The organism is Streptomyces sp. NPDC006332 (assembly GCF_040612855.1).
In the GTDB taxonomy this organism is placed as follows: domain Bacteria; phylum Actinomycetota; class Actinomycetes; order Streptomycetales; family Streptomycetaceae; genus Streptomyces.
Map to the genome: position 1 here is coordinate 18,480 of NZ_JBEXRA010000054.1, position 15,435 is coordinate 33,914.

Annotated in this window: 12 protein-coding genes; 5 read left to right on the forward strand and 7 right to left on the reverse strand. The window is 70.2% G+C overall.

Features of this window, described 5'->3' with window-relative positions:
• The first annotated feature begins 86 nt into the window (after nucleotides 1-86).
• On the forward strand, nucleotides 87-1,202 hold the full coding sequence (locus ABZ027_RS34825; RefSeq protein ID WP_356775465.1) for an ADP-ribosylglycohydrolase family protein: 1,116 nt from the start codon (nucleotides 87-89) through the stop codon (nucleotides 1,200-1,202).
• A 91-nt stretch (nucleotides 1,203-1,293) separates the two neighbouring features.
• On the opposite strand, the gene ABZ027_RS34830 is transcribed toward ABZ027_RS34825, so the two are convergent.
• Entirely contained in the window at nucleotides 1,294-2,871 is a 1,578-nt protein-coding gene (locus ABZ027_RS34830) for a sodium:solute symporter family protein (RefSeq protein ID WP_356775467.1), read from the reverse strand.
• A 161-nt stretch (nucleotides 2,872-3,032) separates the two neighbouring features.
• On the reverse strand, nucleotides 3,033-3,818 hold the full coding sequence (locus ABZ027_RS34835; RefSeq protein ID WP_356775469.1) for an SDR family oxidoreductase: 786 nt from the start codon (nucleotides 3,816-3,818) through the stop codon (nucleotides 3,033-3,035).
• A 94-nt stretch (nucleotides 3,819-3,912) separates the two neighbouring features.
• Here ABZ027_RS34835 and ABZ027_RS34840 point away from each other — a divergent pair, with 94 nt between their 5' ends.
• The gene (locus ABZ027_RS34840; RefSeq protein WP_356775471.1) at nucleotides 3,913-4,752 is read left to right on the forward strand and encodes a hypothetical protein; all 840 of its coding nucleotides are present in this window, start codon (nucleotides 3,913-3,915) and stop codon (nucleotides 4,750-4,752) included.
• A 58-nt stretch (nucleotides 4,753-4,810) separates the two neighbouring features.
• Here the strand turns inward: ABZ027_RS34840 and ABZ027_RS34845 are convergent, their stop codons facing one another.
• Both ABZ027_RS34845 and ABZ027_RS34850 read right to left on the reverse strand, forming a co-directional pair.
• Nucleotides 4,811-6,772: an MFS transporter gene (locus ABZ027_RS34845; protein ID WP_356775473.1), complete on the reverse strand. Its 1,962-nt coding sequence runs from the start codon at nucleotides 6,770-6,772 to the stop codon at nucleotides 4,811-4,813.
• A 155-nt stretch (nucleotides 6,773-6,927) separates the two neighbouring features.
• Complete coding sequence (locus ABZ027_RS34850) at nucleotides 6,928-9,630, reverse strand: D-alanyl-D-alanine carboxypeptidase (RefSeq protein ID WP_356775475.1); 2,703 nt, start codon at nucleotides 9,628-9,630, stop codon at nucleotides 6,928-6,930.
• Nucleotides 9,631-9,992: 362 nt separating this feature from the next.
• Between ABZ027_RS34850 and ABZ027_RS34855 the strand changes: the two genes are divergently transcribed.
• The 3 genes from ABZ027_RS34855 to ABZ027_RS34865 all read left to right on the forward strand — a co-directional run bounded on the left by ABZ027_RS34855 (nucleotide 9,993) and on the right by ABZ027_RS34865 (nucleotide 12,387).
• A complete protein-coding gene (locus ABZ027_RS34855) occupies nucleotides 9,993-10,748 on the forward strand; it encodes a GPP34 family phosphoprotein (RefSeq protein ID WP_356775477.1) in 756 nt (251 codons plus the stop codon).
• Between the two features lie 384 nt (nucleotides 10,749-11,132).
• Nucleotides 11,133-12,002, forward strand: coding sequence for a helix-turn-helix transcriptional regulator (locus tag ABZ027_RS34860; RefSeq protein ID WP_356775479.1), 870 nt, complete (start codon nucleotides 11,133-11,135; stop codon nucleotides 12,000-12,002).
• Between the two features lie 190 nt (nucleotides 12,003-12,192).
• Nucleotides 12,193-12,387 carry a DUF397 domain-containing protein gene (locus tag ABZ027_RS34865; RefSeq protein ID WP_356775481.1) on the forward strand — a complete coding sequence of 65 codons (195 nt, stop codon included), beginning with the start codon at nucleotides 12,193-12,195 and terminating at the stop codon, nucleotides 12,385-12,387.
• Between the two features lie 177 nt (nucleotides 12,388-12,564).
• Here ABZ027_RS34865 and ABZ027_RS34870 read toward each other — a convergent pair whose 3' ends face one another.
• The 3 genes from ABZ027_RS34870 to ABZ027_RS34880 form a co-directional block, all read right to left on the reverse strand.
• Complete coding sequence (locus ABZ027_RS34870) at nucleotides 12,565-13,416, reverse strand: MerR family transcriptional regulator (RefSeq protein ID WP_356775483.1); 852 nt, start codon at nucleotides 13,414-13,416, stop codon at nucleotides 12,565-12,567.
• A 104-nt stretch (nucleotides 13,417-13,520) separates the two neighbouring features.
• Complete coding sequence (locus ABZ027_RS34875) at nucleotides 13,521-14,036, reverse strand: glutathione peroxidase (protein WP_356775485.1); 516 nt, start codon at nucleotides 14,034-14,036, stop codon at nucleotides 13,521-13,523.
• Between the two features lie 182 nt (nucleotides 14,037-14,218).
• The gene (locus tag ABZ027_RS34880) at nucleotides 14,219-15,355 is read right to left on the reverse strand and encodes an MFS transporter (protein WP_356775487.1); all 1,137 of its coding nucleotides are present in this window, start codon (nucleotides 15,353-15,355) and stop codon (nucleotides 14,219-14,221) included.
• Nucleotides 15,356-15,435: the final 80 nt, after the last annotated feature.

Consider the following 15,435-nt stretch of genomic DNA (forward strand, 5'->3'; position numbering starts at 1 on the left):
TAACGCCCCGCCCCTGAACCGTTTGTCCACGTTCGATTACAGTGCTGAGCTGTCGTACGTGTGGACGGTCGCCGTGGGAGGTCTTGGTGGGTGCGACAGCCGGGGCCGTCTGGGGGCGGGTCGAGCAGCAGGACTATCGGAGCAGGGTGCGCGGCACGCTGCTGGGCGGGGCCGTCGGGGACGCGCTGGGCGCGCCGGTGGACGGGCTCGGGATGGAGGAGATCCGCGAGGAGTACGGCGCGGAGGGGCTCGTCGATCTCGGGTTCGGGCACGGGCGGCGCGGCGCGGTCTCGCACCTCACCCAGCTGACCCTGTTCACCGTGGACGGGCTGATCCGTGCGCAGGTCCGCCGGGACACCGGGGCCTGGCATCCGCCGACCGATCTGCACCGCGCGTATCTGCGCTGGGCCGCCACCCAGCGCGACTGGGGGCCCGACTTCCGGCGCGCCGAGGACGGATGGCTGGCCAGGGAGGAGTGGCTGTACGCCCGCCGGGAACCGCCCAGATCGCTGCTGATCGGGTTCGGTGACGAGGCCATGGGCACGCTGGAGGCGCCCAAGAACCCGGCCGAGGCGGGCCCCGAGGCCACCGCCCGCTCCGCGCCCTTCGGGCTGCTCGTCGGCTGGGAGCCGCAGCTCGTCGTCCAGCTCGCCGTGGAGTGCGCGGCGCAGACCCACGGCCACCCCGTCGCCTACCTCTCGGCGGGCGCGTACGCCGCGATCGTGCACGCGCTGGCCCTCGGCGAGAGCCTGGACACGGCCGTCCAGCGGGCGCTCGCCCTGCTCGCCGCCCGCTCGGGTCACCAGCCCGTCTCGGACGCGCTGCAACACGCGCTGGGCGCGGTACGGCAGGGGATGCCGACGTCGGCCCGGGTCGAGGAGCTCCTGGCGGAGGGTACGGCGGAGGGGTTGCTGTCCGCCGCGGTGTACTGCGCGCTGGTGGGGGAGGACGTACGGCACGGGCTGCGGCTGGCCGTCAATCACGACGGCCCCTCCGCCGCCGCGGGCGCCCTCACCGGCGCCCTGCTCGGTGCCCTGCACGGCGAGACGGCCCTCCCCCCGGCCTGGCTGGCCGAGCTGGAGGGCCGTCCGACGCTGCTGGAACTGGCCGACGACTTCGCGATGGAGATGACCCAGGGGCCGGCGCTGCACGGTCCGGCGGGGTCGTCCCCCGGGTGGCTGGCCCGCTATCCGCGGGCCTGAGCCATTACTGTCGGAGCCCTTCCGGGCCCATCAAAGCCCTTCCGGGCCCATCAAAGCCTTCCGGGCCCTTCCGGTCTTTCGGAGCCGCAGGTCAGTCCTTCACCGGAGTCGTCCCCACCACGTCGTCGCCCGCCGGGGCCGGCGTCGGGACCGCCGCCGCGGCGCTGCTGTCGTCGTCGGTGTTGACCTTCTCGATGATCGCCAGGCGGTTCGGGGTGTCCTCCGGCTTCACGAAGCCGACGAAGATGTAGAGGAACAGGGACACGGCCAGCGGGATCGAGACCTGGTACTCGAGCGGGACGCCACCGTCGACGTTCCAGTTGATCGGGTAGTTGACCAGCCAGAAGGCGAGCAGGCCCATCGACCAGCTGGTGAGCGCCGCCGTCGGTCCGGACCGACGGAACGGACGCAGCAGGCCCAGCATCATCGGGATCGCGATCGGCCCCATCAGGCCGGCGACCCACTTGATGACGACGGTGATGATGTCCTTGAACGCGGGGGAGTTGACCTGCGTCGCCACCGCCATGGACAGGCCGAGGAACACGACCGTCGTCACCCGGGCCGCGATCAGGCCGGAGCGTGAGTCCCAGGCCCGGGCCCGCGCCGACAGCACCGGAGCCAGGTCCCGGGTGAAGACCGCGGCGATCGCGTTGGCGTCGGAGGAGCACATCGCCATGGTGTGCGAGAAGAACCCGACGATGACCAGGCCCAACAGGCCGTGCGGGAGAAGCTGTTCGGTCATCAGGCCGTAGGAGTCGGAGCCGTCCGGCTTCTGGGCGTCGACCAGGAGCGGGGACATCCACATCGGGAAGAAGAGGACGACCGGCCAGACCAGCCACAGGACCGCCGACAGCCGCGCCGAGCGCTCGGCCTCCCGCGGGCTGGCCGTGGCCATGTACCGCTGGGCCTGGTTGAGCATGCCGCCGTTGTACTCGAAGAGCTTGATGAACAGGAAGGCCAGCAGGAAGACCGTGCCGTACGGCCCGACCAGTGGTTCCCCGTGACCCTTGAGCTCCGGCTCGTCCCAGGCGCCGAAGAAGCCGATGCCCTTGTCGTTGAGCTTCATCACCACGGCGACGAACATCGCCACGCCGGCGAGGAGTTGGATGACGAACTGGCCGAGCTCGGTCAGCGCGTCCGCCCACAGACCACCGATCGTGCAGTACACGGCAGTGATCGCGCCGGTGATGAGGATGCCCTGGTTGAGCGAGATCCCGGTGAACACCGACAGCAGGGTCGCGATCGCGGCCCACTTCGCGCCCACGTCCACGATCTTCAGCAGCATCCCGGACCAGGCGAGGGCCTGCTGGGTCTTCAGGTCGTACCGGTTCTTCAGGTACTCCAGCGGGGAGGCCACATGTAAGCGCGAGCGCAGCCGGTTGATGCGCGGCGCGAAGAGTTTCGAGCCGATCGCGATGCCGAGCGCGATCGGGAACGACCAGGTGACGAAGGACGTCACGCCGTAGGTGTAGGCGATGCCCGCGTAGCCGGTGAACATCACCGCGCTGTAGCCCGACATGTGGTGGGAGATGCCGGAGAGCCACCACGGCATCTTGCCACCGGCCGTGAAGAAGTCGCTGACGTTGTCCACTCGCTTGTGCGACCAGATGCCGATCGCGACCATCACGCCGAAGTAGCCGATGAGCACGGCCCAGTCGAGACTGTTCATGAGCCCCCTTCCAGGGTCCGCCGCCAGGGTCAGGCATGTGAACTCTGGGTTGGTGGGCATGGCCACGGCAAGCGCGAGGAAGGTCAAGAGAACGCAAAAAAGTTCGGAGTGATGGCTCACGTCCAAGTATGTGAACCTGGGATTGGCTGAAAACGATCAGGTCAGCGCATCAACTCACCCGCGTTGACCAGCAACGACTGCCCGGTGATCGCCCGTGCCCGATCCGACGCCAGGAACACCGCCGCGTCCGCCACATCCGCGTCCGAGGCGAGCTCGGGCAACGCCATCCGCTCCGTCAGCCGCGCCAGGACCTCACTCTCCGGCACCCCCTCCGTGTGGGCGGTGAACCGCACGTACGCCTGGACCGGCGGCCCCCACATCCAGCCCGGCAGCACGGTGTTGACCCGTATCCGGTACGGCCCGAGCTCCCGCGCCAGCGAGTACATCGCGCTCGTCAACGCCCCCTTCGACGCCGCGTACGCCGCCTGCCGCACCTGGGACGGCGCCGCGACCGCCGACTGCGTACCGATGAACACCACCGAGCCACCACCCCCTTTCAGCGCCGGAAGACAGGCCCGGGTCATCCGCAGCGACCCCAGCAGGTTCACGTCGATCACCGACTGCCAGGTCGTGAAGTCGGCGTCCTCCAGTCCGCCGAAGTAGCTGTCCCAGGCCGCCACATGGATCACTCCGTCGATCTTCCCGAACCGCTCCCGCGCCAACCCGGCCAGCGCCTCGCACTGTCCCTCGTCGGTGATGTCCGTCGCCCGGAACGCCGTGCGTGCCCCGTCCGGATCGATCTCGGCCGCGCTCTTCGCGAGGTTCGCCTCGGTGCGCGCGCCGAGCACCGCGTTCCCGCCGTCCCGTACGACGGCCGCCGCGACCTGGTGACCCAGCCCCGCGCCGACTCCCGACACGACGACGGTCTTCCCGGTAAGCAGTGACATCGGTGTCCTCCCTGACTCTGGCCAATCATCTGACGGGGCGTCAGAGTAGGGACGACCGCAGGAGGACGGAAGGGAAGGCGGAAGGGGAGTGCCCATGCCCGAGGACACCCGCAGCGAGACGTACGCCGAACTGGCCGCCGTGGGACCGTACGGAGTCCGCCCAGGCCACGCCCTGATCACCATGGTCGAGCCGCACCCGGGCCACGAGTACGCGTACAACCGCTGGTACGAGGACGACCACTACTACGCCGGCGCGATGGCGATGCCCTGGATGTTCGCCGGCCGCCGCTGGGTCGCGACCCGTGACCTGCAACTCCTGCGCCGCCCGGAGAAGTCGGCGGTCGCCGAGCCGGTCACCGCGGGCTGCTACCTCTCCACGTACTGGGTCACCGAGGGCCGCTACGACGACCACATGCGCTGGACGGTCGGCATCAACAAGCGCCTCAACCGCGACGGCCGCGTCTACCGGGACCGCACCCACGTCTTCACCGCGTTCCAGGACCACGAGGCGACGGTGTACCGGGACGGCGCGGCGGGCCCCCGCGACTTCCACGCCCTCGACCACCCCTACGCCGGGCTGGTCCTCCAGGTCGTCGACGCCGAATCCGCCGAACAGCGGACGAGGTTGCTGGAGTGGCTGGTCTCCCGCCACCTGCCGAGGCGGGTCGCGGGCTCACCGACGGCGATGGTGACCGTCTTCCGGCCCACCCCGCTCCCCGGCGACCGCATGACGTACGTCAAGCAGGTCGAGGGCGTCGACACCCGGCTGACCCTGCTGTGGTTCCTGGAGACGGACCCACGGGAGTGCTGGGAGGAGTACTTCGGCGGGCTCGAGGAGGCGGTGGGGGAGTCGGGACTGGGCAGGGTGGAGCTGCTGGCACCGTTCGTCCCGACGGTCCCGGGTACGGACAGGTACGTGGACCGGCTGCGCTGACGATCACCGGTCGGCGTCGGCGCCCACCGGTGATCCAGGCGTCACTTCAGTCCGTCGGTCACTTCAGTTCGTCGGGGCACGGAGTACCCCGTGGCAGCGTGTAGGGCGCCGCCAGCCGATACGTTCCCGCCCGCGGGGCGATCAGCATCGTCCACTTGTCGCCCTCGGCGTCCTCCGCGGTCTCCATCAGGCAGCCGTTGACGTTGTCGTACGACTTCGCCTCCCCGTCGCCCCGCTCCTGCGACGCCTGCGTCTCCTGCGGTGGCTTCAGCTTGTTGCCCTCGGCGTCGACGATGCTCAGCCACGGCGAGTACGGGATGCGGATGAGGATCCGGCCCGCCTTCGCCACCTCCATGGTCAGCTCGCCCTGCGCGGCTCGGTCCACCCTCGCGTCCGGCTCGGCGAGCGGCGCCGGGTCGGTCACCTGGAACAGCTGCCAGTTGGCGTCGCCCCAGATCTGCCGCAGGTACGGCATCCCGCGCTGCACCAGCTGCCGCTCCCGCTGGCCGCCGTCACCGTCCGGCTCGTCCTTGGGCAGCACGACGAAGTGCACGGCCCAGCGCTGCAACCAGTCGTGGTAGTTCGCCGAGTTGAGGGTGTCGTCGTAGAAGAGCGGGTTGCGTTCCATGTCGGCCTGCCGGTTCCAGCCGCGGGCCAGGTTCACATAGGGCGCGAGCGCGGAGGCCTCCCGGTGCGAGCGGGCGGGCACGACCTCCACCCGGCCCTTCTCCGCGCCGACCTCCTGCAGTTCGTTGACCAGCGGCGCGAGTTCACGCGCCCAGGACGCCGCCGGGGTGGTGTGGATGATGTCGTCGACCGTCTTGAAGCCGATCCAGCCGACGAAGCCGGTGAAGGCCAGGACGGCCGTGTACCACTTGCGCGAGCGAGGCTCCGTGAACGGCAGCGCCGCCAGCAGCACGACCCCCGCGAACAACATCGGCAGCCGCGTGATGTTGGAGCCGATCTGGGAGCTGACCAGCCACACCAGCAGCACCGACAGCCCGTACACGGCCGACGTGATCCGGACGGACGTCCACTCGCGTGGGACCACGGCGTACACGGCGCCCGAGCACGCCAGCGGCAGGATCGTCGAGAAGATCGACATCGGCTGGGTGCCGGAGAACGGGAACAGCCACGCCGACACCGCCACGACGGCGGCCGGTGCGAGGCCCAGCGCCCACGCGCCCGGCCGCCGCTTCTGCAGGAACAGCGCGACCGCCACCAGCCCGACGAACAGTCCCGCGACCGGCGACGCCATGGTGGCCAGCGCGGCCAGCGGTGCCGCGCACAGGGCCTTCGCCCACCGCTTGTAGCGCCAGCGGTGCGGCCAGCAGAACACGACGGCGACCGCGGCCAGCGAGAACATCGTGCCCAGCCCGAACGTCACCCGCCCCGAGATCGCGTTGCACAGGAGGGCGAAGACCCCGGCCAGCGCGGGCCACAACGGCTTCTTCACGGGGCGGCTGCGCACCAGGACCAGCATCAGCAGGCCCGCCGAGAGCGTCCCCGCGATCATCATCGTGGTACGGACCCCGAGGACCGACATCAGATACGGCGACACCACGCTGTACGACACCGGGTGCATACCGCCGTACCAGGCCAGGTTGTAGGCCGAGTCCGGGTGCCGGCCGACGAACTCCGCCCACGCGTCCTGCGCGGCGAGGTCGCCACCACTGTTCGCGAAGGTGAAGAACCAGGCGATGTGCAGTGCGCCGGCGAGGGCGGTGATGAACAGGACCGGGCGGCGCCGGCCCCACGCACGGAGGGCGGCGAAGGCGGCGGCGAACCGGGACGGCGGCGGGCCGTCCTCGACCGGGGTGCCCTCGGCGCGGTCGCGGGTGGTGTCGTCGTCACCGGTCTCGGTGCTGGTACTGGTGATGGTGTCAGCGCCGGTGTCGGAGTGGGTGTGGGTGTCGGTTCGAGCGTGGTCGTCGCCCGGGTGCGCGGGCAGCCGTATTCGCGGGCCGGCCCCCTGGCCCGGGTCGGTGTCGTCGGCGCGTGTCGGCTCCGCTGTGGCCACCTGAAGGCACTCCCCGTGGTGTCCTGTCTTCTGTTCTCGGCCGCGTCCCGTCAGCGGCGCCTACCCCGTCTCGTGACGCTAGCACGCACCCCGCGGAGCGGAACCGGGACGGGTTCCGGTCGGCGGGGTGCGGCGGCGTCACTTCTTCGTCCGGATCAGCCGAGGCGCGTCAACTTGTCGGCGAAGCCCGGCTCCACGAGCTCCTGCTGGAGCGCGACCGGGACCTTGACCGCGTTGCCGGTGCCGTCACCGACGGTGAGCGTGCCCACCTTGGCGCCGGCCTTCGCGGTGTGCGGCAGGTCGTCGGCGGCGAAGGTCAGCTTGACCGTGAGGCCCGCCCAGCCGACGGCCGTGACGTCCTTCGTGGTGACGACCGGCGTACGGCCGCCGAGACCGTCGTCCACGTACCCGACGACGTCCCCCTTCTTCAGGATCGTCGCGGACTCCAGGGCTCCCTGCGCGGCCCGGATGAGCTTGTCGCCGGCGTCCAGCGCTCCCCCGAGGATGGTGTTGTCCGGACCGCCCTCGGGCTGCCGCACCACGGCGCCGACGACCCGTCGGATCTCACCGTTCACCTCTTTCTTCGCCGCGAAGACGAGGTTGCCGAGGGCGGAGGTGGTGGTGCCGGTCTTGATGCCGACGACGTTGTTGGAGCCGACCAGGCGGTTCCAGTTGTCGTGCTTGGTGCCCTTGTAGTCGACGTACGACATCATCGAGGCGACCTCACGGAAGGCGGGCTCGTCCATCGCCTTCTTGGCCAGCTTCACCTGGTCCACGGCCGTGGACACGGTGGTGTTGTTCAGGCCCGAGGGGTCGGTGTACGTCGAGTTGGTCATGCCGAGGCCCTTGGCGGTGGCGTTCATCTTGCTGACGAACGACTTCTCCGACCCGGCGTCCCAGCGGGCCAGCAGCCGCGCGACGTTGTTCGCGGACGCGATCAGAATGCTCTCCAACGCCTCGCGCTGGGACAGCGAGTCGCCCTTGGTCACGTCGACGGTCGACTCCTGGCCGGCGTTCGACTGGTCCTGGGCGGCCTGGTCGATCTTGATCTTCGGACCGTCGGCGCCGCTCTTCAGCGGGTGGTCGCGCAGGATGATGTAGGCGGTCATGACCTTCGCGACGCTGGCGATCGGCACCGGCTTCTGCTCGCCGGACGAGCCGAAGCTGCCGATGCCCTGGACGTCCAGGGCGGCCTGGCCGGCGGACGGCCAGGGCATGTCGGCCTTGTCGCCCTTGAAGGTGTAGCTGTCCGAGGCGGTGAGCTGGAGCTCGGGCGTCGGCAGCGGGCGTACGGCCTGCGCGACCGCGAGCACGACGATGAGCAGCAGGGCCAGCGGGGTCCAGATCTTGACCCGTCGGATGGCCGTGCGGACCGGCGTGTCCGGGGGCGGCGGCGTGTTCGTCAGCTCCGCCAGCAGGTCCAACGGCGGCTTCGGCGGCAGCGGCTGCTGGGTCGTCCGCTCCGGCCCGAGCTGCGGCACGGGTGCGGTGGCGTCGGCGGGCGGCTGCTTCGTGACCCGGGGCAGCGCGGTGGTGGCGTCGGCGGCCTTCGGCTTGCGCACGGAGGGGTCGTCCAACGACTTGAGCGCGACGAAGGTGCTGGTCCGCTCGGCGTCGGTCTCGGGGGCCTTGGCGTCGGGGTCCTTGGCGTCCTTGGCCTTGGGGTCCTTGGCCTTGGAATCCTCGGGAGCCTGGTCCTTGGGTTCCTGGTCCTTGGGTTCCTGGTCCTCCGGGGCCTGGTCCTCCGGGTCCTGGGCCTTGGCCGCGTCGCCGAGCTTCAACATGGTCGTCGGCTGGTCCACGGCGGGCGCGGAGGGGCGTGGGGCCTTGAAGACGGCGGTGGGCTGATCGGCGTAGGGCTTCTCGGAAGCGGGGGCCTTGTCGGCCTTGTCGGATTCGTCCGGTTCGTCGCCGTCGGGCTTCGAGGTGTCGTCGGTGTCGGGGTCGGTGTCTGTGTCTGCGTCGCGGTGGGTGGTCTTCTCGGCGGCCGGGGAGTCGTCCGGCTCCGGGGCCGCCTCCGCGTCCGCGTCCGAGTCCGCCTCCGAGTCCGTTGCGGCGTTTGCGTCTGCGTCCACGTCGGGCTCGTCGGACGCGTCGGCGGGGGCGTCGGCCTCCTCGGCCTTGTCACCCGGCTCACCCTCGGCTTCCGCCTCGGCCTCGGGCTCGTCCGTGACGCCGTCCGCGTCAGGTGCGTCGGCCGCGTCGGTTTCCGCCTCGGCCTCGACCTCGGGCTCGTCCGAGTCGGACTCCGACTCCGACTCCGCGTCCGTGGCGCTGTCGGCGTCCGAAGCGTCGGTCGCGCTGTCGGCCTCCTCGGCAGCCTCGTCGTCTGCTTTGTCGGCCTTCGCGTCAGTATGTGCCGTGTCCGTCGCATCCGCCGCATCAGCCGTGTCCGCCGCAGACTCCTCGTCCGCCGAGGCCACCCAGGCGGCCACTGCTTCCCGCAGGCGGGCGTCTCCCGCCCCGTCGGCCTCATCGCCGTCGTCGGAGGCGTCGGAGGTCGCCGAGGCCCCGGAGTCGGCGTCCGTCGCGTCCGGGGCGTCCTCGCGTCCGGAGTCGTCGCCGTCGCCGTCCGCCACGTCCGCGTCGGCGTCGGCGGAGGCGGCGTCGGCCTCCTCGGGCGCGTCCGCGTCGCCCTTCCCGCCGGAACCGGCCGGCGCCTCGTCCGAGCTCCCGGCCTCTCCGGCCTTCGCGGCGCCTGAGGCGTCCGCGGCGGTCCCGGACGCCTCAGGGGGCTCCGGTGTGGCCTCCGAGGCCTCCACGGCCCCCTCAGTGGCCTCCTCGAGCTCTCGGACCGACAGCACCCGAGTCGCCGTGTCCACGCCGCCGCGGGCCTTGGGGGCCGATTCGCGGGACATGGACAGCCGCGGGTCACGGGGCGTGCTCGTCTCGTTCCTGGCTTCGGGAACCGGACCCGCACTCCCCGACGTCGGTTCTGCCGACGACTCGTGCTGCTTCGACCTGTCGGGGGACTCGCCCGCCACCGATGCCTCCTCATGTGCCACACGTCGTCCGCGTGGCTACCGAACCGTGAACAGCCGCCCGTGACACCGCTTTGAGGCGATGACCGGACCGTGTACCAGTGTCCTGTGTACGGTCTTGACCGAACCGGTAGACGAGAACGACATACCTACCGGTTCCCTCACAAACAGGTAACGCACCCTCGACAGACCAATGTGAGAGGGGTCACCCTGTCATTCATCCACGCGGGGAGGCATGGATGGGCAGGAGCCGCAGAACCATTCCGGAGGAGCTTCTGTTGCTGGCGTTGGACCCGACCACGGGTACCACCGCACAGCCGCAGTCGCTCGACCTTGGTCTGGCCGGAGCACAGCTAGTGGAGCTGGCGCTGGCCGGACGGATAGCCCCAGACGGGGATCGTATCGCCGTGGTGTCCCCACGGCCGACTGGAGATCCAACACTGGACTGCGCGTTGGAGTTGCTGCGAAGGCGTGGCGCTCCCGTACGGGCCGTCCACTGGATTGGCGGGCCGCGTCTCGGGCTGCGCCAGACCTACCTCTCGTATCTGGAGCGGTGCGGCATGGTGCATGCCGTGGCGGGCCAGATGTGCGGGGTGTTGCCGACGACTCGCTACCAGGCGACGGAAACCGAGATCAGCCGGGAGATCAGATCCCGACTGGACTCCGCGATCCGCACCGGCGTACCGCCGGACCCGCGGACCGCGGCGCTCGCCGCACTGGCGCACGCGGTGGGCCTCGGCAAGCATCTGTACCCGGGGAACGAGGGGCGGTCCTCCCGCTCCCGGCTCAGGGATCTCATCAGGCACGACCCCATGGGCGGTCTCGTCGCGCACGCCGTGATGGACGTCCAGAACGGCGTCGCGGTCCAGCCGCGCCGCAGCCCGGCACCGGCCGGCCGTCAGGTCGCCCCCGGAGCCAGGCCCGCACCGGAACCCGCGCACGGCGTTCCGATGCAACCGCGCCGCGGACCCATGGCGCGCGCCGTGGCCCACTGAGCCACAGTCCCACGGCACCGCACGACCGCACGACCGCACGACCTACAGCACCGAGGCGCCACAGCAGGGCGCCAGCAGGGCACCACGCACCGCCGAGCGCCGCACCGCAGTCCCCAGACCGGTTCGGGAGCCGCTGGTCCGCGCGGGGTGACGGGACCGTACGTCCGGACAACCGGACGGGACGGGCCCGCCGCCCCGCGCGGCCGCATGTCCGGCCCCAGCGAGAAACCGGCTCCGAGCGGGCGGCCGAAAATGCCTCAACACCCGTGCACCCAGCGCATATCCACCGTTTCCCAGCGGTAGTAAGCACCTTGGTGGCAGTCTGCTCAGCAGCAGATACGCAAAGTGGCAAGTATGAGGCACGCAGCCGGAGGTGCACGTCCCGTGGCGTCCAATGTCAATCCCACTGTCAGGCGACGCCGGCTGGGCCAGGAGCTGCGCCGGCTCCGTGAGCTCAAGGGCATGACGGCCGAGGAAGTCGCCGAGCGGCTGCTGGTGTCCCAGTCGAAGATCAGCCGCCTGGAGAACGGGCGGCGCAGCATCAGCCAGCGTGACGTCCGTGACCTGTGCGGGGTCTACGAGGTCGAGGACCAGCGCATCGTCGAGTCGCTGATGCAGATGGCCAAGGACTCCCGGCAGCAGGGCTGGTGGCACGCGTTCGGGGACATCCCGTACAGCGTCTACATCGGTCTGGAGACCGACGCGGAGTCGCTCAGGGTCTACGAGCCCCAGATCATCACCGGCCTGCTGCAGACCCGCGCCTACGCCGAGGCCATCATCAGGGGCGGTTCGCCGGAGACGTCGGACACCGAGATCGACAAGCGCGCGCAGGTCAGGCTGCGGCGGCAGGACCGTATCGCCACGGCGGGCGAACCGCTCAGGCTGTGGGTGGTGCTGGACGAGGCGGCGCTGCGCCGCGTCGTGGGCAGCCGCCAGGTGATGCGCGAACAACTGGAGTACCTGGCCGAGGTGTCCCAGCGCCCGCACATCACCGTGCAGGTGCTGCCGTTCGAGGTGGGAGCGCACCCGGGCATCAACGGGCAGTACTCGATCCTGGAGTTCGCCGACGCGGCCGACTCGAGCGTGGTGTACATGGAGGGCGTCACCAGCGACCTGTACCTGGAGAAGGCGCAGGACGTGCAGAAGTACACGGTCATGTACGAGCACCTGCGGGCCCAGGCGCTGAACGTCGACCAGTCGCGTCAGCTGATCGAGGACGTGGCGAAGGAGTACGCCCGGGAGTACGCCGGTTGAGCCTTTCCAGGCGGAAGCGCCGGATAGTACACGCGGCCGGACCTGCCTGGAAGACTCCCCTGGAATATGCCACACGGAAGAGTGAACGACTGCTCCGAAAGGGAAGGGCGGCGAGTAGCGTCGATCACGCCAACGATCAGTAAAGGTTGGCGCAATTCGAACAGTGCTACTGCCTAACGGAGCAAACAACATGGCAATTCGCCTGGGTGCCACCGAAACGTGGCTGACGTCCTCCTACACGAACAACAACGGCGCCTGTGTGATGGTCAGGTCGACCACTGAGACGTCGCTGGACGTGGGGGACACCAAGGTCGGCCCCGAGGGGGTCAAGGTGAGGTTCCCCGCGGACGCCTGGAACGTCTTCGTGGCCTCGGTCAAGGCGTAGGGGAGCGGTTCCTCCTGGCCCCGCCCCCGAGCCGAATGCGTCACCGACAACTACACAAGCACCATGCCACGAGCCCTCTCGACCAGATCGCCGTCCTTGCCGAGGGGGCTCGGCTCTGCCCGCACCAAGCGCGCGGCCCGACCGGCGCGCCGCCGACCGGCGACGGCTCAAGTCCCCTCACCCCACGGGGAACGCCACGTCGCACACCGGGTCCTCGGGGCCCGCCGCGTCCCAGTCCGCGAAGTACACCTCACGGCACGGCCCCGTCGGCCGCAGACCCTGGGCCGCCATCCACTCCTCCACCGCCTCGAACGCGGCCAGGATCTGCGGATGGGCCACCTGCGCCTTGGTGATCCGGGTGTACGCCAGCCGCGCCGCCGGCTCCACCCGTACCGTCGTCTGCCAGGCCCGCCCCCGCTGCTCCGCCCAGGCCCGGGCCGCCGCCTCGTCGGTCACCGGCACGCAGGACTCGGCCGGACCGTCGCTCTCCATCGACACCTCGGAGTGGTAGACGACGAACGGCACCCCCGCCGCGCCCCCGCACTCCCGGGCCGCCTCCTCCAGCCGCCCGAGCGACGCGCCGATCCAGGCCGGCAGCTCGTCGGCCAGGGTGTGCCGCTTCTCGGTGATCACCAGCTGGGCCGGCACGTCCACCGTCTCGACCACGAACTTCCCGTACATCTCGGAGCTCCTCCCCGACAGTCGTGCACGGAGGTACTCCACGAGCGTGCGCTGCGCGGCCACCCGGCTCTCGACGTCCGCCCAGTACGCGGCCAGCCGGTCCGCGGCCTGCGTCCCGTCCGCCTCGGTCACCTCGGCGACCCGCGCCAGCGGCATGTCTAGCTGCCGCAGCATCGCCACCAGCCGGGCGCGTTCCGCCTGGCCGGCGCGGTAGTAGCGGTAACCGCTGACCTCGTCGACGTGAGCCGGGACCAACAGCCCGAGCCGGTCGTACAGCCGCAGGGCCTTGGCCGAGAGACGGGCCCGCGCCGCGAACGCGCCGATGGTGAGCAGCTTTTCGTCGTCCACCGGATCATCCTCCGTCGCCGGGCGGCTCTTCCGCCCGGTGACGAGGACGCTCCGCCCTGCCCCAGGGGCAAGGTCAACAGCTGCCGAGAGTGTGCTCAGGGTTGCTAGGCGAGCGCCTTCTCCACGGCCGCGACCAGCTCCGCCGACTCCGGCTCGGTCTGCGGCGAGAAGCGCGCCACGACCTCGCCGTCGCGGCCGATCAGGAACTTCTCGAAGTTCCAGCGGATGTCCCCGCTGTGCCCCTCGGCGTCGGCGAACCCGACCAGGCGCTCGTAGAGCGGGTGCCGGCCCTCCCCGTTGACCTCGGCCTTCTCGGTCAGCGGGAAGGTCACGCCGTACGTCGCCGAGCAGAACTCGGCGATCTCCTCGGCGCTGCCGGGCTCCTGCCCGAGGAACTGGTTGCAGGGCACCCCGAGCACCGTGAAGCCACGGCCGGCGTACTGCTCGTGCAGCCGCTCAAGTCCGGTGTACTGCGGGGTCAGCCCGCACTTGGACGCCACGTTCACCACCAGCACGGCCTGGCCGGCGTACTGGGAGAGGTCCGCGGAACCGCCCGTGAGGGCACCGATCTCGACGTCGAGGGGGGAGGAGGAAACACCGTTGCTGTCTGCAGTCGTCATGCAGCGGATGCTAACTCCGCCCGGTGTCGCCCTTCCGGCCGGACCCCGGCCTGCCGGGCCCGGGGCTCCCGGGCTGCGACAGGACGGCCGCGTGTGTCGGCCGTGGCAGACGGCCCGCACCCGCTGCCGCCGTTACGCGCCGGAGGGCCTGTCTGACCACTCGGGAGGCCGGTGGCTGCTGATCAGACGTGCTCGCAAGGATCGGGAGCATGGTCTGCAGGCGACTTGATCTTGTGCAGCCGGGTGAAGGGCCCGGCGGAGGCGAGCGTGAGAGCGATCGCGCCCATGAGCAAGAGGGCAAGCCCTGCGCCGGACCTGTCGATGACGAATCCAGCCGCGGCGGATGCCAGCGATGCTCCGAGGTTTACGGAGGTGTTGATCCATGTCGACGCTTCCGTCCGGCTGGTGTCCGGAACGATGGTGTCGGCAATGAGGTATCCGGTGATGAGGGACGGGGCGAGGAAGAGGCCGACGAGGGCGAGGCCCGCGGCGAAGAGAGCGAGTGTGTCCAACTGGGACACGAACACCGCGGCAAGCCCCATGCTGACGCAGAGGGCGAACAGTCTCTTGCCGATTCCCGCCTTGAGGTTCAGCTGCCCATAGAGGAGGCCTCCGAGAGCACTTCCGCCGGCAAAGGCCGCCAGGAGCCAGCCCGAAGCCGCGACAGCATCACGTTGCGCGGCGACGGCCGGCGCTGCGATCTCCGCGACGCCCAAGACTCCACCGACGCCCGACAGGACGATCAACACCCTTGCGAAACCTGGCTGTCGTAGGGGGCGATCGCCTCGCGCGCCACTGCCTCCTGTTCCGCGCAGCGCTCCCGACGACGCACTGGACGTCATCGCCGCAGTGCCGAAGACGACCGCTGCCGCGGTCACCCAGAGCCCGGTGCTGGGAGAACTGGCCACGATGACCGAGGTGATGATGACGGGACCACCGACAAAAAGGAGCTCTTCGCAGACCGCGTCGATGCTGAATGCCTTTGTTCGCTGGTCACCGGCCGTCGTGAGTGATGCCCAGACCATTCGCATCGCCGCCCCCAGAGGTGGCGCTGTAAGGCCGACCACCGCGCTGAGCACGAGGAACCACATCGGTGCAACCCCCTCGCCTTCCGTGATCAGCGCGAGAGCGATGAACCCTGAGGCCTGGCCCGAGGCCATCGTGGTGAGCGCGATCCGTTGACCGAATCGGTCGACGGCCCGGGCACGCCAGGGGGCGGCGATGACGTTGGCGATGCCGAACACCGCTGTTGCGAAACCGGCCTGCGTGTACGAACCCGTACTGCCCTGGACGGCGAGGAGGAGAGCAAGACCACCCATCGCGAGAGCGGACCGACCGATCAGGGCGGGGAGGAAGGCGCGAAGCGCGCCAGGAAGGAGAAGTACTGCGAGCACGAAGA

Bases quoted from the DNA above. Each gene is read 5' to 3' on its own strand.
- ABZ027_RS34875 (WP_356775485.1), bottom strand. From the start codon at position 14,036: ATGACGACTGCAGACAGCAACGGTGTTTCCTCCTCCCCCCTCGACGTC.
- ABZ027_RS34855 (WP_356775477.1), top strand. From the start codon at position 9,993: ATGGGCAGGAGCCGCAGAACCATTCCGGAGGAGCTTCTGTTGCTGGCG.
- ABZ027_RS34850 (WP_356775475.1), bottom strand. From the start codon at position 9,630: ATGTCCCGCGAATCGGCCCCCAAGGCCCGCGGCGGCGTGGACACGGCG.
- ABZ027_RS34835 (WP_356775469.1), bottom strand. From the start codon at position 3,818: ATGTCACTGCTTACCGGGAAGACCGTCGTCGTGTCGGGAGTCGGCGCG.
- ABZ027_RS34865 (WP_356775481.1), top strand. From the start codon at position 12,193: ATGGCAATTCGCCTGGGTGCCACCGAAACGTGGCTGACGTCCTCCTAC.
- ABZ027_RS34840 (WP_356775471.1), top strand. From the start codon at position 3,913: ATGCCCGAGGACACCCGCAGCGAGACGTACGCCGAACTGGCCGCCGTG.
- ABZ027_RS34880 (WP_356775487.1), bottom strand. From the start codon at position 15,355: ATGGGTGGTCTTGCTCTCCTCCTCGCCGTCCAGGGCAGTACGGGTTCG.
- ABZ027_RS34830 (WP_356775467.1), bottom strand. From the start codon at position 2,871: ATGAACAGTCTCGACTGGGCCGTGCTCATCGGCTACTTCGGCGTGATG.